The following is a 21,028-nucleotide window of genomic DNA, read 5'->3' as shown; positions in this document are numbered from 1 at the left end:
ACACTGATCACTGACGAGAAGAAGAAATGAAGCTGAAACGATTTGCATGCGCGGCCCTCGCCGCATTGGGACTGGCGGGCGCGACCGGTGCGCAGGCGCAATCGGCGGGCGATATCCAGGTGACCGCGGGCTGGATGCACTTCGCGCCGCAGGATTCGAGCGGCGCGTTCAACGTCACCGCGCTCGGCCAGACGATGCAGAAGTAAGGCTCGAGCGCGGCGGTGAGCGACTCCGACACCTTCGCCTCGACGATCCAGTACTTCGTCACCGATCACATCGCCGTCGAAGGCGTGTTCGGCGTGCCGCCCAAGTTCCATCTCGATGGCGAAGGCACGCTTGGCCCGCTCGGCGAACTCGGTTCGGCGCGCGAATGGAGCCCGACGCTGTTGCTCAAGTACTACTTCATGAACGTGCAGAGCAAGTTCCGCCCGTACCTCGGCGCGTGCGCATCGTATGTGTGGTTCTCGGACGTGAAGCTCAGCTCGCAGATGGCCAACGGCGCGTTCCTCTACACGCCGCAGACCGGCGCAGCGCTGACGGGCCCGACCAGCGCGCATATCAGCAGCTCGTTCGCGCCGGTCATCAACGCCGGTCTCGCGTACAACTTCAACAAGCACTGGTCGGCGCAGTTCTCGGTGTCGTACATGTGGCTGTCGGCGCGCGCGACGCTCACGACCAATTCGTCGGTCGGCCAGATTCGCAGCGAATCGAAGATCAAGCTCGATCCGACCGTCACGTTCCTGTCGGTCGGCTATACGTTCTAAGACGCGTCGCGTATCGGGCGGATCGAGATCCGTCCGATACGCGCGTGCATCTATCGCTGAAAAACACAAAAGCTCCTGACGAGCGCGATGCCCGTCAGGAACTTTTCGTATGATCAATAGAACGAAGCGTTCAACGCGGACTGATACGCATGCCGCTCGGACGCCACATCTGCCGGCGATCCGGAATTTCGTCGATGCCCGCATCCGGCCCGATCGCGCGATGCAGAATGGCGCGCGTGCCCGGCGTCAGATGCATATGCGCGAGTTGCGTCGAATCGGCCCAGCGCACTTCGTCGTATTCGCCGAGCGGACTCGGACGCGGCGTTACGCCATCGGGAATCGCGATGCGGAACACGCTGTGCACATGCTGCGCCGACGACTGCTCGAACATGAACGCGATCGCCGTTGCCTCGATGCCCGTATCGCGGTGCAGCCCGCGCAGCGCCGCGACCATCGCGAGTTCGTCCATTTGTACCGTGGCGCCGGGCAGCAACCAGGGGCCGCCACGTTGCCTGACCAGCAAAACTGCCTGATGACGCGTGAGCAACGCTGTCGCTCGTAATCTCATTCCGGTCTCCCTTGACACCTCGATTCGTTTTGATCTCGTGGTGTTGTCTGGATGCTAAGGGTTTAGTGCTGAAGGTCTTGTGCTAAAGGATCGTGTTCGATGCCCACCGCAACATGTGGACCACGACCTCCCCGTACCTGCACGACAAAAGCTTTCAACCGCATTCTGGAGCTTGCGAAAACAATTCGCAATTCGTGCATGTCCCATGTGAATGCTTCATATGTGTGTGACAACACATTCGCGGCGTTCTTGATTGCGGGTTAACCCTTATTTGTCATTCTCATAGAATGAGAATTCCGGCATTTACGATGAACAACGGCTTGGCACGCTCGCGTCGTCTACTTTTTATCTTTAATCGACGGGAATCGAGAAGATGTGCGTCGCGCGCGATGGCTCGATATCAGACCGGCGTGTAGATCGCGAGCTTGAGAGCGGCATCGTCGTTCGACTGGAAGGTGGCGTAGGTGTAACGCAGCGCCCCGCGCACCGGATGATGCAGCACCTTCTCGCCCGATACGCCGATCCGCACGTCGTGCCGGTTCCAGCCATCGGCGAAATCGGTGCTGGACGACTTGAGCCGTTCGACCAGTTCGATGAACGCCGGATCGTCGGCCCACAGATCATGCGTCGCGCGAAACAGCGCGATCATGCGGCGCGCCTCGTCGTGCCAGGCCGCGCCGAAGAGATCGCGCGCGAGCGGCGTCGCGAACATGAACACGAGCAGATTGCGATCGATGTCCGCGAGCCGGTCGAAGCACAACACATCGGCGGCGGCGTCGTTCCAGGCGAGCAGATCCCAGCGCCGTCCCGTCACGTAGGCGGGATGCGCGTAGCTCTGCACCAGCCGGACGATGGTCGGCGGCACCGGTTCGATGCTGAACGCCGCGCCGTCGCCGCCGCGCGCCAGCGCCCGCAGATGCGCGCTGTCGGCCGCGCCGAGCCGCAACGCGCGCGCGAGGGCATCGAACGTCACGTCCGATGGCGATACGGTCCTGCCCTGCTCCATCCGCACATACCAATCCACGCCGATGCCCGCGAGTTCCGCCACTTCCTCGCGCCGCAAACCCGGCGTGCGCCGTTCAGGCCGAGCGCGGACGGATCGAGCTTCTCGCGGCGCGAGCGCAGGAAGTTGCCGAATTCGCGTTGTCGTCTGGTCGCCATATCGCGTTCATATCTCCAAGGTGGCACGCCGCAGTCCCAGGATGGTTCCGGGCCTGAATAGGCGTTTTATCGCGGCTCAGAATGGGTGTCGATCATCATTCACCGGAGATTCGCGATGAAAGCCGCTGTCCTGAAGAAACTCACCACGCCGCTCGCCGTCGAGCAAATTGCCGATCCCGAGATCGGCACGGGCGAAGTCATCGTCGATGTCGCCGCCGCGCCCGTGCTGCCGTACGCCGGCGAAGTCTTCGACGGCACGCGTCAGGATCCGATCGAATTGCCGATCGTGCCGGGATGCGGCGCAATCGGTCGCGTGCGCGCGTTCGGTCCGGACGCGACGCATTTGACCATCGGCGATTGGGTATTTTGCGATCCGACCGTGCGTTCGCGCGACGATGCGCGGATGCCCGACATCACGCTGCAAGGCTGGAGCGCGCGCGGCGAAGGCGGCTTGCGGCTGCAGCGCCATTATCACGATGGCGCGTTCGCCGAGCGCATCCGCGTGCCGACAGAGAACGCGATCCGCATCGGCGAAATCGCGCCGCAGGACGCCGCCGCATGGTGCGCCGTCAACACGATGCTCGTGCCGTACGGCGGCTGGCTCGCGGCGAATCTTGAGGCGGGCGAGATCGCGCTCGTCAGCGGCGCGACGGGCAATTTCGGCAGCGCGGCGGTCGCGGTCGCGCTGGCGATGGGCGCGCGCTGCGTGATCGCGCCGGGACGCAATGCTCAGGCGCTGGACGATCTCGCGCGACACTTCGGCGATCGCGTGCGCACGGTCGCGCTGACCGGCGACGAAGCGCAAGACCGGCAACGCATGATGCAAGCCTCGCCCGATGCGATCGATTGCGTGATGGATATTCTGCCGCCGTCGGTATCGACGAAAACGGTGCGCGCCGCCGCGATGGCCGTGCGTCCCTATGGACGCGTCGTGCTGATGGGCGGCGTTGGCATGCTCGGCGGCGACGATCTCGCCTTGCCGTATCCGTGGATCATGCGCAATGACATCACGGTGCGCGGCAAGTGGATGTATCCGCCCGAAGCGGTCACGCGCATTGCCGGTCTCGTGCATGCCGGCTTGCTGCGTCTGGACCACTTCGATACGACCGTGTTCGCGCTCGATAACGTCAACGACGCCGTGACGCACGCGGCCGCGAACGGCGGTCCGTTCAGGATGACCGTGCTCGTACCTTGAAACGCGGACTCAGGCGACAGCCGCTTCGACCTGACGCATGCGCGGCAGGATGCGGTCGAATTCGCGCTTGACGATGCCGTAGCATTCGCAGGCGCTGGCTTCGAGCGCTTCGCGATCGAGCACCTTGATGCAGCCGCGGCTGTGATAGATCAGGCCGGCATCGTGCAGCTTGCCTGCCGCTTCCGTCACGCCTTCGCGGCGCACGCCCAGCATGTCGGCGATCATCTGTTGCGTGACCTTGAGCTGATCCGACGGCGAACGGTCGGTCTGGATCAGCAGCCAGCGCGCGAGTTGCTTCGACAGCGAATGATGGCGGTTGCAGGCAGCCGTCTGCGCGACTTGCGTCAGCAGGGCTTGCATGTACAGCAGCATCACGCGGCGCAGGAAGTCGGACTTGCCGAACATGTCGCGCAACGCGCCCGCGCTCATGCGGTACGCGAAGCCGGCGCATTGCACTTGCACGCGCGTGGGCATCGTGTCGCCGCCCGTCAGAACCGGCACGCCCGTCATGCCTTCGCGACCCACCGCCGCCACTTCGACCGAACCGCCGTCTTCCATCGTGTGCAGCAGCGAGACGATGGCCGTCGTCGGGAAATACACGTGATGGATGCGCTGGCCCGAATCGCACAGCAGCTGCTCGGTGCGCAACTGGACGAGTTCCAGATGCGGAGCGATCGCGCGCCATTCTTCCGGCGGGGCGCGTATATGACGGGCGCGGTCGTCGCCGTCGATGGCGGGCACCTCGTCAGCACGCTCTAAACAGAACAAAGCACTGGAGACACGAACATGGCTGAATTAACCGATGTCGATCCGCGCACGTTCGGCACGCTCTACGACTCGCTGCAACGCGCGGTCGGACGCTTCGCCGATCGCCTCGCCTACATGGTGCCGCCGATGGAAGGGCACGCGTATCATCCGGCGGGCGCGAGCTGGACGTGGCGCGAGACGCTCGATCGCGTAAGCGCGCTGCGCGAGACGTATCAGGAAGCGGGTTACGGTTTGGGGCATCGCGTCGCGATTCTGTTCGATCAGCGGCCCGAGTTTCTGTTTCACTACTTCGCGCTCAATTCGCTGGGCGTGAGCGTCGTGCCGATCAATCCGGATTATCGGCACGACGAGATCGAATATCTGCTGTCGCATTCGGAGGCGTCGCTCGCTATTTCGATCGACAGCCGTATCGAGCAAGTTCGCGAAGCCGCGCGCACCTGCGAGAACGTGGCCGCCGTCGTCTCGCTCGAAAACTTCCCGAAGGCGCTGCCGGTTCCGCGCACGTCCGCCGCGACCGGCACGCCGGACACCGACACCGAAGCCGCGCTGCTCTACACCTCCGGCACGACCGGACGGCCGAAAGGCTGCATCATGAGCAACGAGTACTTTCACATGTTCGGCATGTGCTACGTGACGCGCGGCGGCGTGATGCAGATCGGTGAAGGCTGCGAACGCCTGTATAACCCGCTGCCGCTGCATCACGCGAACTGCCTGTCGATTTCCGTTTCGGCGATGCTTCTGACCGGCAACTGCCTCGTGTTTCCCGACCGCTTCCACGCGAGCACCTGGTGGCGCGACGTGACCGAATGCGAGATCACCGCCGTGCAGTTTCAGGGCATCATCCCGAACGTGTTGCTCAAGTTCGCGTTCGATCCGCGCGAGAAGCAGCACGCCATTCGCTTCGCGTTGTGCGCGGGCTGCGAGCCGGAACATCACGTGCAGTTCGAAGAGCGCTACGGCATTCCGCTGGTCGAGATGTGGTCGATGTCGGAAGTCGGCCGCCTGATCACCGATCACGAAGAGCCGCGCGCCGTCGACAGCCGCGCGTTCGGGCGTCCCGCGCCGGGCATCGAGGCGATCATCGTCGATCAGGAAGGCCGCGAAGTGCCCGCGAATACGCCGGGTCAACTGCTGATCCGTCATAGCGAAGCGGAACCGCGCAAGGGCTTTTTCAGCGCGTATCTGAAGAACGAAGCCGCCACCGACGAAACCTGGCAAGGCGGCTGGTTTCATACCGGCGATGTCGTGATGCGCGACGACAGCAAGCGCATCTACTTCGTGGATCGTCACAAGCACATCATCCGGCGCGCGGGCGAGAACATCTCGCCAGCGGAGATCGAAGCGTGTCTGGTGCAGCATCCGCAAGTGCATCAGGCGGCCGTGATCGCCGTGACCGACGAAGTGCGCGAGGAAGAAGTGATGGCGTGCATCGTGCCAACGCCGGACGTGACCGACCCGCAGCAACTCGCGCGCGACCTGCTCGCGTTCTGCATGGCGCGCATGGCGTATTTCAAGGCGCCCGCGTGGTATCTCTTCCTCGATCAACTGCCGACGACGAGTTCGCAGAAGCTGCACAAGATCAGTCTCTTCAAGGAAGGCGATCCGCACCTGCGGCCCGGCGCGATCGATCTTCGGCCGCTGAAGAAGAAGCCCGCCGAGCATTCGGCCGCGGCGGCCAAAACCCACGACTACGCAACCAAGGAAATCGCGAGGACCGCATCATGAGCTTGCCACCGCTGACGGGCGACACGGTCGCCGGCGTCATCGCACGATTTTTGAAGGCACAGGGCGTCACGCGCGTGTTCGCGCTGTGCGGCGGACACATCATGCCGATCTGGATGCGGCTCGACGCCGAAGGCATTCAGATCGTCGATGTCCGCGACGAACGCGCCGCCGTCTATATGGCGCACGCGCACGGCACATTGACGGGCGAACCGGGCGTGGCGCTGGTCACCGCCGGGCCCGGCACGACCAACGCGATGACCGGCATCGCGAACGCGCATGTGGCGCGCGCGCCGGTGATCGTGCTGTCGGGTCTTCCGCCGCGTCAGCAGGAAAATCGCGGCGCGTTGCAGGATATGGTGCATATCGACTTCGTGAAGCCGATCACGCGTTACGCGCGCACGGTGCGCGAGGCGTCGCTCGTGCTGCCGGAACTGCGCGAAGCGGTATCGCGCTCCCAAGGTGACGGTGGCGATCCCGGTCCGGTCTATCTCGACTTTCCGACCGATACCTTGCGCGACACCGTGCCCAAGGCAGGGTAATCAAGGAATGGGCATGGATCAGACAGTCGAAACGGTGCGCGGCTCAGCCGAGATGTGGCTGGACTGCGCGTACGAAAGCCTGCTGGAAGGCGGTGTCGATTCGGTTCGCATCCTGACGCTCGCGAAAAAGCTGAACCTCGCGCACACGAGCTTCTACTGGTTTTTCCACGACCGCGACGAACTGCTCGGCGCGCTGGTGACGCGCTGGGAAGAGAAGAACACCGGCAACTGGATCAGGCGTAACGAGGCTTACGCGGACAGCATCTGCGAGGCGATGCTGAACGTATTCGACTGCTGGTTCGACGACGCGCTCTTCGACACGCGCTTCGAAGCCGCGATCCGCAACTGGGCGCAGCAATCGCCGGAGATCACGCGGCTGATCCAGAAGGACGATGCGCAACGCATCGACGTGCTGACCGCGACGTTCATGCGCTTCGGCTACGAGCCGTCCGTCGCCGATGTACGGGCGCGCACGACCTATCTCGTGCAGGTCGGCTATGCGGCAACGCGCGCCGACGAGGACTTCTCCACACGCATGCGGCGCATCCCGGATTGGGTCGAGGTCTTCACCGGCGTGCGTCCGCAGCCGAACGAGATGCAACGCTTCTATGCGCGCCGAGGCTACGCCGAATGACGCGCGCGGAACCCTCACGCATAACTCAAAGTAATAGTGCGGTGAAAACAAATCACGTTGACAGCGCGTTTATGCGCTCGAATACTCAAGCCCCAACGCGCGACTGATACGCCGCGTTGCATCAACCACCGGTCGTCAACGATCCGAAGAATAGAGGTAACTCAGACACACAGCACGATCCATCGTCCATCGCGAAAAGAACGCAGGGAACCTCACATGAAGAACGTCTTCTTTGTACGCTTCGTCTCTCAACTCGGCGTGACGGCCTCGGCCGTCACCTTCGCGATGTCCGCCCACGCCGCCGATCCCATCAAGATCTCGTTGGCCAACTGGGCCGACACGCAAGCCGTCACCTACACCGCGAAGTACGTGCTTGAGACGAAGCTGAACCAGCCCGTCACGCTCGTCGTGGCCGATCTCGGCATCCAGTTTCAAGGCGTGTCGCGCGGCGATGTCGACATGATGCTCGGCGCGTGGCTGCCGGTGACGCACGCGGCGTATTACGCGCGCTTCAAGGATCAGATGGACGATCTCGGCGTGATCTACACGGGCGCGAAGATCGGCTGGGCCGTGCCGGACTATGTGCCCGAAAGCGAAGTCTCATCCATCGCGGACCTCAACAAACCCGACGTGAAGAGCAAGCTGAACGGCTCGATTCAGGGTATCGAGCCGGGCGCGGGCGAGATGGTCGCATCGGAAAAGGCGATGAAGGAATACGACCTCGCGGGATACAACCTGGTCCGCGCCAGCGAAGCCGGCATGCTGACCGCGGTCTCGCGCGCGTATCAGTCGAAGAGCTGGATCGTGGCGACCGTATGGAGTCCGCATTGGTTGTGGCAGAAGTACAAGATGCGATATCTGAAGGATCCCAAGGGCGTGCTCGGCGGCGACGAGCAGATTCGCGGCTTCGCATCAAAACAGTTCGCGCAGAAGTATCCGCGCGCCGATGCGTTCATCAAGCATTACAAGCTGACGCTGGCCGACGTCGAGCAAATCGAACTCGACGGCAATGCGAACAACGACTGGAATGCGGCGGCGAAGAAGTTCGTCGATTCGCATCCGGAGAAGGTGCAGGCCTGGCTTCAGCAATAGCGCGACTTGGACGCGCGGCTAGTCGATGCATTCCGCCGCGCGCGAAGCACGCTCGACAGTCAATCCAGAGGCTCGTTGCTGAGCAAGCTGGAGCAATGCAATGCTGAGAAAGATCAGCACGATTGCGATGGCTTCAACCAATCCGAACCGCTCTCCGGCAGCCCAGCCGATCAGCAACGCGACTGCCGGAGCGAGGTAATTCGAACTGGATGACGCCACGGCCCCGAGTTTCTCGAGCAAATAGTAGTAAATGAGAAAGGCCGCGCCCGTTCCCAGACCGCCGAGTCCGACAACCACGCCCATCGTTGCTCGCCAGTCGGAGAACAACACGCTCATGCCGGAGAAGTCCGTCACGAACGACAGAATCACCAGCGCCAGTCCCATCTGCCATGTTGCCAGCGCGAGCGGCAAAAGATTCGCGGGAGCGAGATAACGCAGCACGTAGATATACGACAGACCCAAGGTCATCGAACTTGCGAGCAGCCAGGCGACGCCCGTGACGTCGATGTTGCTGCCGGCGGCTTCCCAAGGCCGAGCACGATGCCGGCGCCCGTCATCGCATGGAACTTCTCGGTTCGGAACAGCAATGAAAACACCGCCGTGAACAAAGCAATCGCTCCGCCCAGGACACCGGCAATGCCTGATGGAAGCAAAGCCGTTCCCTTGATGATGGCGACATAGTAGAACGCGGTCGCCGCAGCCGCCATGACGAGAAAATGCGGCAACATACGCAATTGAGTGCGCTCGATTGCGCGCTTGCGCCAGGCGAATACCGCCAACGGGATGAACCCGAACAGCACGCGTAGAAACGCGACTTGCATCGGGCTGATCAGCTCCGTCGCCCATTTCATGTAAATGAAGTTCGAGCCCCACAGTACGCCGAGGAAAACAAAAGCCGCTCTCGTCAGTCTCATGCTGGCTCTTGGTCGCAGACTCGATAAGCTTCGCGTCGAAGCTTATCCTGGTGTTCAGACATCGTCGTTCTCCAACGCTTTGAGGTATCGGAACATCGTTTGGTCCCGCGTTGGCGCAAGTATTCGATTGCGCAAAAACATCGTCAATGCGCTTTATTTTCCGTTTGGCATTACTTTAAATTATGGCTTTCGTCTACGCGTATTCGCCACGTCAGCGTTCAGGCACGCGAACAGCAATTGCACCGTCAAGCGATGCCCGCTTCCTGCCGAAGCAGTTCAATCAGCGCTTGTATCGTCGGCGTGATGCTTCGGCCGTGAGGAATCACCACGTAGTACGCATCTCTCATCGGTAAAGACGCGTCGGTGACGCTGACGAGTTCTCCGCTCGCCAGATGCTTGTGCAACAACCGGTTCCAACCGAGCACGACGCCCTGACCGTCGCGGGCGGCCTGCACGGCATCGGTATAGAGCGAGGTGAGCAGGCCGTAATTCAACTTCCCCGGTCGCTCGCCCAGCGCCCGAAACCATTTCTCCCACGTGAGCCATCCTTCCGACGTCGGATCGTCGGAAATCAACGAGCAGGTCATCAGCTCGGAAAGCGACTGTGGCGTCTTATTCTTCTCCAGAAATTGCGGGGAACAGACCGCCGTCACCTGTTCCTCGAACATGAGATAGGACGTGCCGTCATTCCAGTTCCCATTGCCGAAGCGCACGACAGCATCGACTTCGTTATGACTAAGGTCGGCCGTGAACATGGTCGTGGAGAGCCGCACGCGCAGATTCGGGCGGTCGCGCTTCAACTCTCCCACGCTGGACATGAGCCGGAAGTGCGAGAACGCGGCCGTCGCGCCAATCACCAACTCTTCCTCGCCGATACCGGTTGCCAGGCGATCGAACACGCCGGCAATTCTTCCCATCGATTCAGAGACGACGGAATACAGCGCTTCACCCTCTTTCGTGAGCATCAGGTTTCTGTGCAATCGGTCGAGGAGACGCACGGCAAGCATGTCCTCGAGCAAACGGACCTGACGACTGACCGCAGCCTGCGTTACGCCGAGTTCCGCTGCGGCATTGGTAAAGCTGCGCAATCGCGCCACGGCTTCGAACTCAACCAATGCAGTCAGCGAGGGGATGAGGCGACGGTAGCCTTTGGCACTTTCAACGGCTGCTTTCATCGTGAGCACACTTCTGGGATTATTTTTGGCACGCTTCAAGCGGCATCGACTGCTTGAAGACCCGCTGCTACCTTACCGGTAGCCGCGAGCGCACGCCTTAGTTTTTCCGCCTTCAGCGACGCGTTCTGCACCAGTGCGACCTTGCTTGAGCAGTTTATTGAATCAGGCCTTGCCGAGCGGCGACCGGCTCGGGAATCCGGCGAGATTGCTCAACTGCGCCAGTTCATTGGCTGCCTCGCGCAGCAACACCGAGTGCTCGTGGATTTTCTCGGCCGTCAACCGCGCGCGCGGACCGGCCAGGCTGATGACGCCGACGCAGCGCGAGCCGCTCACCACCGGCGTCGCGACCGCCGACATGCGCGGCGCGAACACTTCGTCGATCATCGCGTAGCCGCGCACGCGCGCGGCGTGCAGGAAGCCCAGCAGCGCCTTGAGTGTCGTCGGGGCGTGGGGACCGAATTCGTTCGGCTGTCCGAAGCCCTGCTTCAGCACCAGCGCGACGGCCTGTTCATCGGTCATCGTCATCAGCCATGCGTGTCCCGTCGACGTGCACGACAGCCGCGCCGCCTGACCCATGTCCGGGTCGTAACGGAAGCAGGTGCGCTGTCCGTCCGCCTTGCCGACCCAGATGATCGCGTCGCCATCCACCAGCGATAGCCGCGCCAGTTCGCCCGTCCGCGCGGCGATGCGCTCGATGATCGGCTGCGCAATATCCGCGATCCCGGTCAGGCTCAAAAACTCCAGTCCGTTCGACGTCATGCGCATCGTCAGGATGTAGCGGCCGTGGTCGTGAAGTTGCCTGACGTAGCCGCCTTCGACCAACTCGGCCAGGACGCGATGGCATGTGCCGCGCGGCAAGCCCAAGGCATCGGCGATTGCGAGCAGGCCCACGCCCTCGCCTTGCGACGCGAGGAAGTCGAGAATCCTGAGGCCGTTTTTCAGCGACATAACTGTCGATTTTCGTGATGTGAAATGCAGTTCCGGTGCGGAACGCAAGGCTTGCGCAGCGCAAACAATAGCATCTGCACGCAGCCGCAATGGGCGCGTCAACATATCGAAAACAAGAGGAGACAGGCATGTCGGTACTTGCTGACTCGGAGATCGCGGCCGCCCGGCGCGACACCCACACTCACCGGATGGCACGTCGCGCGGGCGCGGGCGCGACGGTCGGAACCGCACTCGAATGGTTCGACTTCGCGCTTTACGGCGTGGTCGCGGCCACGCTCTTTCCGAAGCTGTTCTTTCCGTCGCTCGATCCGACCGCTTCGCTGCTGGCATCGCTCGCGAGCTTTTGGGCGGGCCTCGCCGCGCGACCGCTCGGCGCGGGTGATTTGCGGCATGCTCGGCGATCGCTGGGGACGCCGCAACCTGATGCTGGCCACCGTATCGGTGATGGGCGTCTCGTCGTTCCTGATGGGACTGTTGCCGACCTATCAGCAAGTCGGCATCCTCGCGCCAGTCTTGCTCGTGTCGCTGCGCGTCATTCAGGGCTTCGCGCTCGGCGGGGAATCGACGGGCGCACAGTTGATGGCGGTCGAACACGCTGCTGCCGGACGGCGCGGCTTTTATTCCGGCCTGCTCGGCATTTGTTCGCCGCTCAGTCAGATTCTCGCCAATCTATCGTTGTTCGTTCTCGCGAGTGTGCTGTCGCCCGAAGACTTCGAACGCGTCGGATGGAGAATGCCGTTTCTCGCGAGCTTCGTCCTCGTGCTGCTGGACATTTATATCCGCCTGAAAGTCAGCGAGACGCCCGCCTTCGAAGCGCTCAAGAAGAGCGGCGAGCAAACGCGCGCCGCCAATCCGCTCGGCGTCGTCCTGACGTTTCACTGGCGTACCGCGTTGCGTTTGACACTGTTTTTCTGCGGCCCGGCGGCGCTGTTCTATCTGATCGTGGTGTTCTCGCTCAGCTATCTGACCAAGAACCTCGGCGTGCCCAAGCAGACCGGCTTCATGCTTCTGATGGCCGCCAACGTCTGCGCGATTGCAGGCGCGCTCGTGGGCGGCTATCTCAGCGATCGGATCGGGCGCAAACGCGCGCTGTTGATCGGCTCGTTCTGTACGCTGGTCTGCTGCCTGATCTACTTTCCGATTCTGAGCCACGGTTCGATCGGCATGAGTGCGGCCGTGATGGGCGCGTTCCTCGGCTTCACGCAATTCCAGAGCGGCATCCAGCCTGTCTGGTTCGCCGAATCCTTTCCGACCGAAGCGCGCTACACGGGTTCGGCGCTCGCGTACTCGGGCGCCAACCTGCTCACCGGCGGACCGATGCCGATTGTCGCCGTGGCCTTGCTCAACGCGTTTCATGGTTCGCCGTGGGCCATCGTGTTGGTCTGCGGCTCGCTGAATCTGCTCTCATTTCTGATGATCGCGACGTCCCGGGAAACCCGCGACACAGCCCTCGAACGCAGCGCTAACCACTGACACCATGACCCGCAAACTCTATATCCTCAATGGCTCCAACCTGAACATGCTCGGCTTGCGCGAGCCTCATCTCTACGGCAGCACGACGCTCGCGGACATCGAAAAGAACTGCATGGCGCTCGCCGATACGCTCGAGTTCGACTGCGTGTTTCGTCAGACCAACAGCGAGAGCGTGCTGATCGATTCGATACAGGAAGCCTTTCTGCAGGACGCGGCGCTGATCATCAATCCGGCGAGATTCTCGTTCGGACGGATTCCCGTGCTCGATGCGGTCAAGCTGATTCGCCGTCCGGTCGTAGAAGTGCATATCACGAATATCCATCGACGCTCCGAGGAATACCGGCACTCGACGATTTCGGTCGCCGCGACGGCCGTGATCTGCGGCGCGGGTGCAAACGGCTATGCGCTGGCGATCCGCGCGGTCGACGATTTGTGGAGCGCTCAGGCTTGAATTCGCGGCCTCACATCAACAGGCCTTACTTGAGCTTGTGGAAGAGATAAAAACAGCCCGCGGTCGTGCAGACCGCCAGCAGCAAGCCAATCGGCAAAAGCGCGAGCAGCGCGAATCCTCCTGCGAGGTTCGTATCCTCCGTCACCGGCGCCGTCAGCCGGTGATACAAAAGGAGGTTCAATGCCGCATTGCCGACCACGGCGGCGAGTGTGATGCCCGCAATGACGGCCAGTATGCCGATGCAAAACTTCTCCAGCCGTGTCAGCGCGTGTTGCTCTTCGTTATTCATTGCACGGGCTTCAGTAGTACATGGCCGATCGCAGAAGAAACCCGCCTAAGCGGGCTTCAAAACTTTAGCTTTGCACGAACGCGAGAAGATCGGCGTTAAGGATATCCGCGTTGACCGTCAACATACCGTGAGAAAAGCCGGGGTAAGTCTTGATCGTGCCGTTCTTCAACAACTCGATCGACTTCCGCGCCGAATCGCCGATCGGCACGATCTGATCGTCCTCGCCGTGCAGCACGAGCGTCGGCACCGTAATGGCGCGAAGGTCGTCGGATCGGTTTCGGAGAATGCCTTGATCCCTTCGTAGTGCGCCTTTGCACTGCCCATCATGCCCTGACGCCACCAGTTCTGGATGACGCCTTGATGAACGGTGGCCCCTGATCGGTTGAATCCGTAGAACGGGCCGCTCGGCACATCCAGAAAGAATTGCGCGCGATTGTCCGCGAGCGCTTTGCGAAATCCGTCGAATACTTCGATCGGCAAGCCCTCCGGATTCGCATCCGTCTTGACCATCAGGGGAGGCACGGCGCTCACGAGCACGGCTTTCGCCACGCGGCCCGCCGGCTCACCGTGCTTCGCCACGTAGCGAGCGACTTCACCGCCTCCCGTCGAATGGCCGATGTGCACGGCGTTTCGCAAGTCGAGCGCTTCGACCACGGCGAATGCGTCCGCTGCATAGTGGTCCATGTCGTGGCCATCGGAGACTTGCGACGAGCGGCCGTGGCCGCGCCGGTCATGCGCAATCACACGGTAGCCCTTCTGAACGAAGAACAGCATTTGCGCGTCCCAGTCGTCGGAGGACAGCGGCCAGCCATGATGGAAGACGATGGGCTGAGCGTCTTTCGGGCCCCAGTCCTTGTAGAAGATTTCGACGTTGTCTTGCGTTGTCACGTACAGCATGGTCGTTTCCTTTTACGTGGTGGTGAGCAATCGTCGGCACGTGTGATGCCGACATCCGTCTTCCTTGCCTTCGTCCGATGACGAAACAGCGGCGTGAGGCAGTGCGAGAAGATTACGAAGACACGCGGCAATGCGAAATAGCTTCAGGCGCAAATCATCGTTGCAGTCGCGCAATGATGATGCAACGTCAGCGCTGACGTGCAAGCGCAACTTTACGCGTTCAGGAACCAGGCAGGCTTCGAAAGGTGCGCGGCAAGATAGTCAGCCAGCGCCGTCACCTTGGCCGGTCGCGCCCGGGCCGATGGCGTCACGAAGTACAGTCCGCCCCGCGTGAGATGCCAGTCCGTCAGAATGGCCTCGAGGCGACCGTCGGCGAAGTACTCGCCTGCAATGAACTCGGGCAGCTCCGCGATCGCCAGTCCCTCGAGCAGCATCGGCAGCAAGGCGTCGGAGTTGGTCACGCGTAGCGGACCTACAGGCGTGACGGGCTCCTCGTCCCCGGCATCGTTGACGAATCGCCAGACTTCGTTGCGCGCGCGATAGGCATACGAGAGACATGGCCGGCCGACCAACTCACGCGGATGCATCGGCCGGCCATCGCGCTTCAGATATTCCGGCGACGCGACGACAAGCTGGGACACAGGACAAAGACGCTTGGCGACGAGCGAGGAATCGGGCAACGCGGCGATTCTCAACGCAGCATCGAACCCTTGCGCGATGATGTCCACGGTTGCATCGGACAAATGCAGGTCGACCGCTACCTCGGGGTAGGCTCCGAAGAAGCCAGGCATCAGCGGCGCGACCCAGCGCAGCCCGAAAGACATCGGCACGGCCAGCCGAACCAGACCGCGCGGCTGCACCGACATCTCGCGCGCGGCACTTTCCGCTTCTTCTGCCTGACGATAGATGTCGCCCGCTTTCTCGGCGATCGTTCCGCCGAACTCGGTCAGCGCCAGTTGGCGCGACGTCCGATTGAAAAACCGCGCGCCCAACCGTTCTTCCAGACGCGCCACGCCCCGCGAAACCGTTGCCACCGAGACGCCCATCGCCCTCGCTGCGGCCGCGAACGATCCCTCTTCGGCCACCTTGGCGAACATCGCCAATCCCTCGAAGTCCGGAAACTGGTTCATTTCATTTTTGCAATGATGGTTTGCAGGCGATTCTATTTCGAAAAGATGCCCGCGTCGATATTCTCCTCACATCGCTTCACCACTCAACGAAACGGACTCAAGGAGAAACATCATGGCACGCAAGCTCGAAGGCAAAATCGCACTCGTCACCGGCGCAACCGGCGGCATCGGCCTGGCCACCGCCAAGCGCTTTGCGGCAGAAGGCGCGCACGTTTATATCACCGGGCGTCGTCAGGCCGAGCTCGATGCAGCCGTGGCCGCGATCGGGGAAATCGGCACCGTGACCGGCGTTCGCGTCGACTCGTCCAAGCTCGATCAACTGGACGCACTCTATGACCAGATCCGCGGCGAGAAGGGCCGGCTCGATGTGCTGTTCGCCAATGCAGGCGGCGGTTCGATGGTGCCGCTCGGCGACATCACCGAAGCGCACTATCACGACACCTTCGATCGCAATGTGAAGGGGACGCTCTTCACGGTGCAGAAGGCATTGCCGCTGCTGTCGCGGGGCGCATCGGTGATTCTGGCCGGCTCGACGGTGACCATCGAAGGGACGGCAGCCTTCAGCGTCTATTCCGCCTCGAAGGCCGCCATCCGCAACTTTGCTCGCAGTTGGATTCTCGACCTCAAGGACCGCGGCATCCGCGTCAACACGATCAGCCCCGGCGCGACGAAGACGCCCGGCCTCGTCGAACTCGCGGGACCGGATGCGACGCAACAGCAAGGCTTGCTCGATTACCTCGCCTCGCGCATTCCGATGGGTCGTGTGGGCGACCCTAATGAGATCGCCGCGGCCGCGCTGTTCCTGGCATCGGACGATGCGAGCTTCGTGAATGGCGCGGAGTTGTTCGTCGACGGCGGGCAGGCGCAAGTCTGAACTTGGCACACGCGAGGGTATCGTGATTCGACATCGGCCGTTCAATACACTTGGCCGCATCGACCGAGCGTGGCTTCAGGCAAGGCTTCATTTCCGGTTCGGCTCGATCGGGCCACCGGAGCACGCGCCGCTCGGTCCTCTGTATATCTGGAACGACGATACCTTTGCGCCGCATTCGGGTTTCGGCATGCATGCGCATGAGAACGTCGAGATCGTCACCATCGTGCGTTCGGGCGTCATTGCGCATGAAGACAGCGTCGGCAACCAGGCGCGCATCGCCGCCGGCGACATTCAGGTGATGAGCGCCGGCAAAGGCGTGCTGCACGCCGAACGCAACGAAGAGGACCATGCGGCCCAGTTGTTTCAGATCTGGCTGACGCCGCGCTCACGCAATGTCGAACCTCGTTGGGCGATGCGCCTAATCACGATGACGGAGCGATTCGTCGTGCTCGCAAGTGGCGATGTGACTGATGTCGAGCATGGCGCACTGGAGATCGATGCGGATGCGCGCGTCATGGGCGCGATGCTGCACGCGGGCCAGACGGAAGTTCACCCGATAGCAGAGGAAGCCATGGCGTACCTCGTCACGACGACAGGACGAATCCGCGTCAACGATGTGGACCTTGCGCCACGCGACGGCGCGGCGATCATCGGAGAACGCGCGCTTGGCGTGACTGCGATCGATGAAACGTCCGTTTGGTTGATCGAGCTTCCTCGACGACCGTGCGCGGAAACGTGACGTGCTTGCGCGCGACGGTCGCTATTCGCTAGTCGCGAATCGCAGCGCAAAACCATCGAGCGCCTCGTCGATGTATCCCGCGTGCGGCGGCATGAAGTGGCCCGGCAACAGCAACGCGCGATGCTCGCACGTGGCGCGCAACACGGCCTTGCGCGTTTCGGCGGACTGCACCGGATCGATACAGCCGAAGCAACTCCACTGCGGGAATTGCACCTGAATCGGATGATGGAGGATGTCGCCCGTCAAGACCGCGCGCGCGTCGCCCGAGCGCAGCCAGATCGCGATATGACCGGGCGTGTGGCCGGGCGCCGGTTCGAGCGTGAGGCAATCCGCGAGCTCGGCATAGTCGTCGACAATCATCGCCTGACCCGCTTCGATCACCGGCAAAACGCTATCCCGATACGCGATCAGGTGCGGTCCGCCCTTGTCGGCATCGACCGCGCACTTCGCCTCCCAGAATTCATGTTCACGCCGCGAGAATACGTACTTTGCGCGCGAGAAAGTGGGCACCCAGCAATCGCCGACGAGCCGCGTATTCCAGCCGATGTGGTCCGCGTGCAGATGCGTGCACAGCACGAAATCGATGTCGTCCGGCGTTGCGCCCGCCGCCGCGAGCCGGTCCAGAAACGGTGTGTTCAGTCCGCACCAGTCCGGACGGCCCGGCCGATTCTTGTCGTTGCCCACGCAGCCGTCGATCAGGATCTTGTGCTTGCCCGTATCCAGCAGCCACGAATGCATGCTGAGCAGAAGCCGTTTGCTCGCGACATCGTAATGTCCGGGCGCCATCCAGGACAGGTTCTCCGCCAGCGCTTCTTCAGTTGCCAGCGGAAAGAATCGCAGGAACTCGAATGAATGGTCGACCATCTCTTCGACGAGCGTCGCCGTCACCTTGCCGATCTTGAAACGAATCATTTGATTTGGTTTCCTTATCAATATCCGATGCGCACTCGATCGGATGAATCAGGCGACCGCCGCGGTCTGACGGGCGGCATCGTCGTCGGTCGGCGTCGGCTCCTTGAGCCCGAGTTCCTGTCCCGCCGCTTCGCGCAACTGCGTGATGCCGATCACCGAAATCACCGACGCCAGCACGATATACGCCGCGAGCGGCCAGTAACTGCCGGCCCAGCCCACCAGCAGCGCGGCAAGGATCGGCGTCGGGCCGCTCCAGATGACGGTCGCGAACTGATAGGCGACCGAGACGCCGCTGTAGCGAATCGACGCCGCATATTGCTCGCCCATCAGGCTCGGTTGCGTGGCCTGCGTGCTGCCCTGCCCGATCAGCGCGATGGAAATGGCCGCGACAATCATCGGGAAACTCGCGGTGTGCAGCATCGCGTAAAACGGAAAGATGAAGAGGCCGATGAAAATCATGCCGCCCATGTATACGCGCTTGCGGCCGATGCGATCCGAGAGGGCGCCGAAGATGGGCTGTGTGATCGTTTGCAGAAACGCGCCGATCATCAGCGCACGCAACGCGAGCGGCCGAGGGACATGCAGATCCTGCGTCAGATAGACGAGCGAATACACCACGATGGCATAGAAGCTCGTATTTTCCGCCGCCTGCGCCGCGATGATCGCGACCGTCTTGCGCTTTTCGTGCTTCAGCACGGTCGCGATCGGCAGACGGTCTTTGGCGTTCGCCTTTTGCAGCTTCTTGAAACTGGGCGACTCCGATACGCTGCGTCGCAGGAAGATGCCGAACACGACGAGCACGCCGCTCACGAGAAACGGAATACGCCAGCCCCACGCGGTGAACTGATCGGCCGACATCACCGATGTCGTCAGCGCCATCACGCCGATCGAGAGCAATAACGCGGCCGGAATGCCGCATTGTGGCCAGCTTCCGAATGCGCCACGCTTTTTCGCGGGCGCATGTTCGATGACCATCAGCGTCGCGCCGCCCCATTCGCCGCCCACCGCGAAGCCCTGCAGGAAGCGCAGAAACGTCAGCAGCAGCGGCGCGGTGACGCCGACTTGCGAATACGTCGGCAACAGGCCGATAAGAAACGTCACGCCGCCCATCATCGTGAGGCTCATCACGAGCATCGCTTTGCGGCCGATGCGGTCGCCAAATTGTCCGAACACGATGCCGCCGAGCGGCCGCGCGATAAAGCCGATCGCGAAGGTGGCGAGTGATGCGATCGTTCCGGCCACCGGATCGAACGCGGGAAAGAACAGCTTGTTGAAGATCAGCGCGGCGGCCGATCCGAAAATGAAGAAGTCATACCATTCCAGCGTCGCGCCGATCGCGCTCGACCATGCGATGCGCCGGATATCCGAGTTATCGACCATCCTTGTCTTCTGCTAGCTTGTTTTTGTTGTGCTTTTTTTGGGTAGGCGTCGGTGGTTTTTCGCCGACGAGGTTTGAGGGTAGTGGAGGCGATTGGCGGGCGCTCGAATACCTGTTATGCGGGCTTGGGAGTATTCGAATGGATCCGATGTTCCGGCATCGGACGTGCATGACGCCGCCGTTCTGCGTCTGTGTGCGCAATCGATGTGGCAACGCGACGTGATCTGGCGGCGGCTCGCGTTCACAGGAGAAGGAATTGGCTGGATGTCGAGATAGTAGAGTGACCGTTCAAAAGCTGCGGCGAACGGCTAGAGTGCGCCGGAATCCGTCTACTGTCGTCCGCGCACTTCCGCTAGGCAACTGTTGGCCACTCTCGACCTTCGTAGTCCAGTTGCGGCAACGTCAGCTTTCACTGCTTCGGATCCATACTGATGGTTCTCGGCATTCCGAAAAAAGGTTTTCGCACAGGAAGTCAACGAACACGTGCAGCTTGGGCGAGAGTTGCCAGCTCGACGGCCACAGGATCGAGAACTGACCAGGCACGATGCTATGCCCGTCCAGCATCGGGACTAGCGCGCCACTTGCGAGTGAGTCGAGGACAAGGAAGTCCGGCATAAAGCCAATACCGAACCCCGCGACGACCGCGCCGCGGAGTGCTTCCATGTTGTTGCAGGTCATCACAGTGCGCAGGTTCGGCGGTTCACTGCCATCCGATGCAATCGACCATGGCTGCAACTTCCCAGTCGTCGGAAAACGATAGCGCACACAGTCGTGCATGGCCAGTTCAGCGAGCGACTGCGGCGAGCCGGCTCGCGCCACGTAATCAGGCGACGCACACAGCATGAATCGGAACGGGCCAAGCCGGCGCGACATGAGGCTGGAGTCGGAGCGTGCCACTGCGGATAACCGCGTCGAAGCCGCCCTCCACTACATCCACGAGCCGGTCGTTGAAATCGAGGTCCAGTTCGACATCGGGATAGAGCACGTTGAATCTTGGCAATACCGGCAGCAGGAAGCGGTAGCCGATTATCGGCAGGCTCACACGCAGCCTGCCACGGGGCGTTTGAGCAGCCTCCGACAGTATCGCCTCCGCATCGCGCAACTCGCCGAGGATCCTCTCACAGCTTTCGTGAAAGAGTCGCCCTTCGTCGGTGAGCGTAACCCGCCGCGTCGTTCGATGAAACAGCCGCACGCCGAGTGACCCTTCCAGTTTCGCGATCGTCTTTCCCACCGCCGATGCGGATACGCCGAGCTTGCGTCCGGCAGCGACGAAGCTTAGGCTCTGTTCACATTTGAAGAAATGTGTTTACATCTCATCTTTTGCGTAAGCGATCAAGATGAGTCGAATGTTGCTGACCGATGAGATATGGGGACGACTGGAGTCCATTGTTCCGGGTAAGCC

The 21,028-nt window shown here is 61.9% G+C and carries 19 protein-coding genes and 4 pseudogenes; 10 read left to right on the top strand and 13 right to left on the bottom strand.

Annotated elements, in window-relative coordinates:
- Window positions 1-26: 26 nt before the first annotated feature.
- Window positions 27-764, top strand: a pseudogene (locus tag BVER_RS09215) (OmpW/AlkL family protein).
- Between the two features lie 130 nt (window positions 765-894).
- Here BVER_RS09215 and BVER_RS09210 read toward each other — a convergent pair.
- A complete protein-coding gene (locus BVER_RS09210) occupies window positions 895-1,332 on the bottom strand; it encodes an NUDIX domain-containing protein (protein ID WP_083452107.1) in 438 nt (145 codons plus the stop codon).
- A 400-nt stretch (window positions 1,333-1,732) separates the two neighbouring features.
- On the bottom strand, window positions 1,733-2,395 hold the full coding sequence (locus tag BVER_RS09205; protein WP_232316460.1) for a helix-turn-helix transcriptional regulator: 663 nt from the start codon (window positions 2,393-2,395) through the stop codon (window positions 1,733-1,735).
- 213 nt (window positions 2,396-2,608) lie between these two features.
- On the opposite strand from BVER_RS09205, the gene BVER_RS09200 reads away from it, so the two are divergent.
- Window positions 2,609-3,688, top strand: coding sequence for an alcohol dehydrogenase catalytic domain-containing protein (locus BVER_RS09200; protein ID WP_050453043.1), 1,080 nt, complete (start codon window positions 2,609-2,611; stop codon window positions 3,686-3,688).
- A 9-nt stretch (window positions 3,689-3,697) separates the two neighbouring features.
- Here BVER_RS09200 and BVER_RS09195 read toward each other — a convergent pair whose 3' ends face one another.
- Window positions 3,698-4,429, bottom strand: a complete 732-nt coding sequence (locus BVER_RS09195) for a Crp/Fnr family transcriptional regulator (protein ID WP_050453031.1) — start codon at window positions 4,427-4,429, stop codon at window positions 3,698-3,700.
- Window positions 4,430-4,474: 45 nt separating this feature from the next.
- On the opposite strand from BVER_RS09195, the gene BVER_RS09190 reads away from it, so the two are divergent.
- The 4 genes from BVER_RS09190 (at window position 4,475) to BVER_RS09175 (ending at window position 8,446) form a co-directional block, all read left to right on the top strand.
- Window positions 4,475-6,181, top strand: coding sequence for an AMP-binding protein (locus tag BVER_RS09190; protein ID WP_050453030.1), 1,707 nt, complete (start codon window positions 4,475-4,477; stop codon window positions 6,179-6,181).
- Window positions 6,178-6,720: a thiamine pyrophosphate-binding protein gene (locus tag BVER_RS09185; protein ID WP_083452106.1), complete on the top strand. Its 543-nt coding sequence runs from the start codon at window positions 6,178-6,180 to the stop codon at window positions 6,718-6,720. Before BVER_RS09190 ends, BVER_RS09185 begins: the two co-directional genes overlap by 4 nt.
- 13 nt (window positions 6,721-6,733) lie before the next feature.
- Window positions 6,734-7,354: a TetR/AcrR family transcriptional regulator gene (locus tag BVER_RS09180; protein WP_050453042.1), complete on the top strand. Its 621-nt coding sequence runs from the start codon at window positions 6,734-6,736 to the stop codon at window positions 7,352-7,354.
- A gap of 216 nt (window positions 7,355-7,570) precedes the next feature.
- Window positions 7,571-8,446, top strand: coding sequence for a glycine betaine ABC transporter substrate-binding protein (locus tag BVER_RS09175; protein ID WP_050453029.1), 876 nt, complete (start codon window positions 7,571-7,573; stop codon window positions 8,444-8,446).
- Between the two features lie 18 nt (window positions 8,447-8,464).
- Here BVER_RS09175 and BVER_RS33555 read toward each other — a convergent pair whose 3' ends face one another.
- The 4 genes from BVER_RS33555 to BVER_RS09160 form a co-directional block, all read right to left on the bottom strand.
- Window positions 8,465-8,887, bottom strand: a complete 423-nt coding sequence (locus BVER_RS33555; RefSeq protein WP_232316459.1) for an EamA family transporter — start codon at window positions 8,885-8,887, stop codon at window positions 8,465-8,467.
- 23 nt (window positions 8,888-8,910) lie between these two features.
- Window positions 8,911-9,360 (bottom strand): DMT family transporter, encoded by a 450-nt coding sequence (locus BVER_RS33550; protein WP_232316458.1) that lies wholly within the window; start codon window positions 9,358-9,360, stop codon window positions 8,911-8,913.
- Window positions 9,361-9,605: 245 nt separating this feature from the next.
- Entirely contained in the window at window positions 9,606-10,535 is a 930-nt protein-coding gene (locus BVER_RS09165) for a LysR substrate-binding domain-containing protein (RefSeq protein WP_050453028.1), read from the bottom strand.
- Window positions 10,536-10,697: 162 nt separating this feature from the next.
- On the bottom strand, window positions 10,698-11,483 hold the full coding sequence (locus BVER_RS09160; protein ID WP_050453027.1) for an IclR family transcriptional regulator: 786 nt from the start codon (window positions 11,481-11,483) through the stop codon (window positions 10,698-10,700).
- Between the two features lie 188 nt (window positions 11,484-11,671).
- On the opposite strand from BVER_RS09160, the pseudogene BVER_RS09155 reads away from it, so the two are divergent.
- Together BVER_RS09155 and BVER_RS09150 are read left to right on the top strand one after the other, a co-directional pair.
- A pseudogene (locus BVER_RS09155) lies at window positions 11,672-12,956 on the top strand (MFS transporter).
- Window positions 12,957-12,960: 4 nt separating this feature from the next.
- Window positions 12,961-13,407, top strand: a complete 447-nt coding sequence (locus tag BVER_RS09150) for a type II 3-dehydroquinate dehydratase (RefSeq protein WP_050453026.1) — start codon at window positions 12,961-12,963, stop codon at window positions 13,405-13,407.
- A gap of 25 nt (window positions 13,408-13,432) precedes the next feature.
- Here the strand turns inward: BVER_RS09150 and BVER_RS09145 are convergent, their stop codons facing one another.
- The 3 genes and pseudogenes from BVER_RS09145 to BVER_RS09135 all read right to left on the bottom strand — a co-directional run bounded on the left by BVER_RS09145 (window position 13,433) and on the right by BVER_RS09135 (window position 15,723).
- The gene (locus tag BVER_RS09145) at window positions 13,433-13,696 is read right to left on the bottom strand and encodes a hypothetical protein (RefSeq protein WP_050453025.1); all 264 of its coding nucleotides are present in this window, start codon (window positions 13,694-13,696) and stop codon (window positions 13,433-13,435) included.
- Window positions 13,697-13,760: 64 nt separating this feature from the next.
- Window positions 13,761-14,593: pseudogene (locus BVER_RS09140) on the bottom strand (alpha/beta fold hydrolase).
- Between the two features lie 212 nt (window positions 14,594-14,805).
- A complete protein-coding gene (locus BVER_RS09135; RefSeq protein ID WP_050453024.1) occupies window positions 14,806-15,723 on the bottom strand; it encodes a LysR family transcriptional regulator in 918 nt (305 codons plus the stop codon).
- Between the two features lie 112 nt (window positions 15,724-15,835).
- Between BVER_RS09135 and BVER_RS09130 the strand changes: the two genes are divergently transcribed.
- Together BVER_RS09130 and BVER_RS09125 are read left to right on the top strand one after the other, a co-directional pair.
- Window positions 15,836-16,597 (top strand): SDR family NAD(P)-dependent oxidoreductase, encoded by a 762-nt coding sequence (locus BVER_RS09130; protein WP_050453023.1) that lies wholly within the window; start codon window positions 15,836-15,838, stop codon window positions 16,595-16,597.
- Window positions 16,554-17,336: a pirin family protein gene (locus BVER_RS09125; protein ID WP_232316457.1), complete on the top strand. Its 783-nt coding sequence runs from the start codon at window positions 16,554-16,556 to the stop codon at window positions 17,334-17,336. Before BVER_RS09130 ends, BVER_RS09125 begins: the two co-directional genes overlap by 44 nt.
- A 21-nt stretch (window positions 17,337-17,357) precedes the next feature.
- On the opposite strand, the gene BVER_RS09120 is transcribed toward BVER_RS09125, so the two are convergent.
- The 3 genes and pseudogenes from BVER_RS09120 to BVER_RS09110 form a co-directional block, all read right to left on the bottom strand.
- Window positions 17,358-18,248 carry an MBL fold metallo-hydrolase gene (locus BVER_RS09120; protein ID WP_050453021.1) on the bottom strand — a complete coding sequence of 297 codons (891 nt, stop codon included), beginning with the start codon at window positions 18,246-18,248 and terminating at the stop codon, window positions 17,358-17,360.
- A gap of 48 nt (window positions 18,249-18,296) precedes the next feature.
- Complete coding sequence (locus BVER_RS09115; RefSeq protein ID WP_050453020.1) at window positions 18,297-19,628, bottom strand: MFS transporter; 1,332 nt, start codon at window positions 19,626-19,628, stop codon at window positions 18,297-18,299.
- 400 nt (window positions 19,629-20,028) lie between these two features.
- A pseudogene (locus BVER_RS09110) lies at window positions 20,029-20,908 on the bottom strand (LysR family transcriptional regulator); the annotation flags it as partial.
- Window positions 20,909-21,028: the final 120 nt, after the last annotated feature.

It is taken from the genome of Candidatus Burkholderia verschuerenii (assembly GCF_001189365.1).
In the GTDB taxonomy this organism is placed as follows: Bacteria; Pseudomonadota; Gammaproteobacteria; order Burkholderiales; family Burkholderiaceae; genus Caballeronia; species Caballeronia verschuerenii.
This window is presented reverse-complemented; position numbering and strand designations above follow the sequence as displayed.

Bases quoted from the DNA above. Each gene is read 5' to 3' on its own strand.
- BVER_RS09210 (WP_083452107.1), bottom strand. From the start codon at position 1,332: ATGAGATTACGAGCGACAGCGTTGCTCACGCGTCATCAGGCAGTTTTG.
- BVER_RS09200 (WP_050453043.1), top strand. From the start codon at position 2,609: ATGAAAGCCGCTGTCCTGAAGAAACTCACCACGCCGCTCGCCGTCGAG.
- BVER_RS09190 (WP_050453030.1), top strand. From the start codon at position 4,475: ATGGCTGAATTAACCGATGTCGATCCGCGCACGTTCGGCACGCTCTAC.
- BVER_RS09185 (WP_083452106.1), top strand. From the start codon at position 6,178: ATGAGCTTGCCACCGCTGACGGGCGACACGGTCGCCGGCGTCATCGCA.
- BVER_RS09180 (WP_050453042.1), top strand. From the start codon at position 6,734: ATGGATCAGACAGTCGAAACGGTGCGCGGCTCAGCCGAGATGTGGCTG.
- BVER_RS09175 (WP_050453029.1), top strand. From the start codon at position 7,571: ATGAAGAACGTCTTCTTTGTACGCTTCGTCTCTCAACTCGGCGTGACG.
- BVER_RS33550 (WP_232316458.1), bottom strand. From the start codon at position 9,360: ATGAGACTGACGAGAGCGGCTTTTGTTTTCCTCGGCGTACTGTGGGGC.
- BVER_RS09165 (WP_050453028.1), bottom strand. From the start codon at position 10,535: ATGAAAGCAGCCGTTGAAAGTGCCAAAGGCTACCGTCGCCTCATCCCC.
- BVER_RS09160 (WP_050453027.1), bottom strand. From the start codon at position 11,483: ATGTCGCTGAAAAACGGCCTCAGGATTCTCGACTTCCTCGCGTCGCAA.
- BVER_RS09150 (WP_050453026.1), top strand. From the start codon at position 12,961: ATGACCCGCAAACTCTATATCCTCAATGGCTCCAACCTGAACATGCTC.
- BVER_RS09145 (WP_050453025.1), bottom strand. From the start codon at position 13,696: ATGAATAACGAAGAGCAACACGCGCTGACACGGCTGGAGAAGTTTTGC.
- BVER_RS09135 (WP_050453024.1), bottom strand. From the start codon at position 15,723: ATGAACCAGTTTCCGGACTTCGAGGGATTGGCGATGTTCGCCAAGGTG.
- BVER_RS09130 (WP_050453023.1), top strand. From the start codon at position 15,836: ATGGCACGCAAGCTCGAAGGCAAAATCGCACTCGTCACCGGCGCAACC.
- BVER_RS09125 (WP_232316457.1), top strand. From the start codon at position 16,554: ATGGCGCGGAGTTGTTCGTCGACGGCGGGCAGGCGCAAGTCTGAACTT.
- BVER_RS09120 (WP_050453021.1), bottom strand. From the start codon at position 18,248: ATGATTCGTTTCAAGATCGGCAAGGTGACGGCGACGCTCGTCGAAGAG.
- BVER_RS09115 (WP_050453020.1), bottom strand. From the start codon at position 19,628: ATGGTCGATAACTCGGATATCCGGCGCATCGCATGGTCGAGCGCGATC.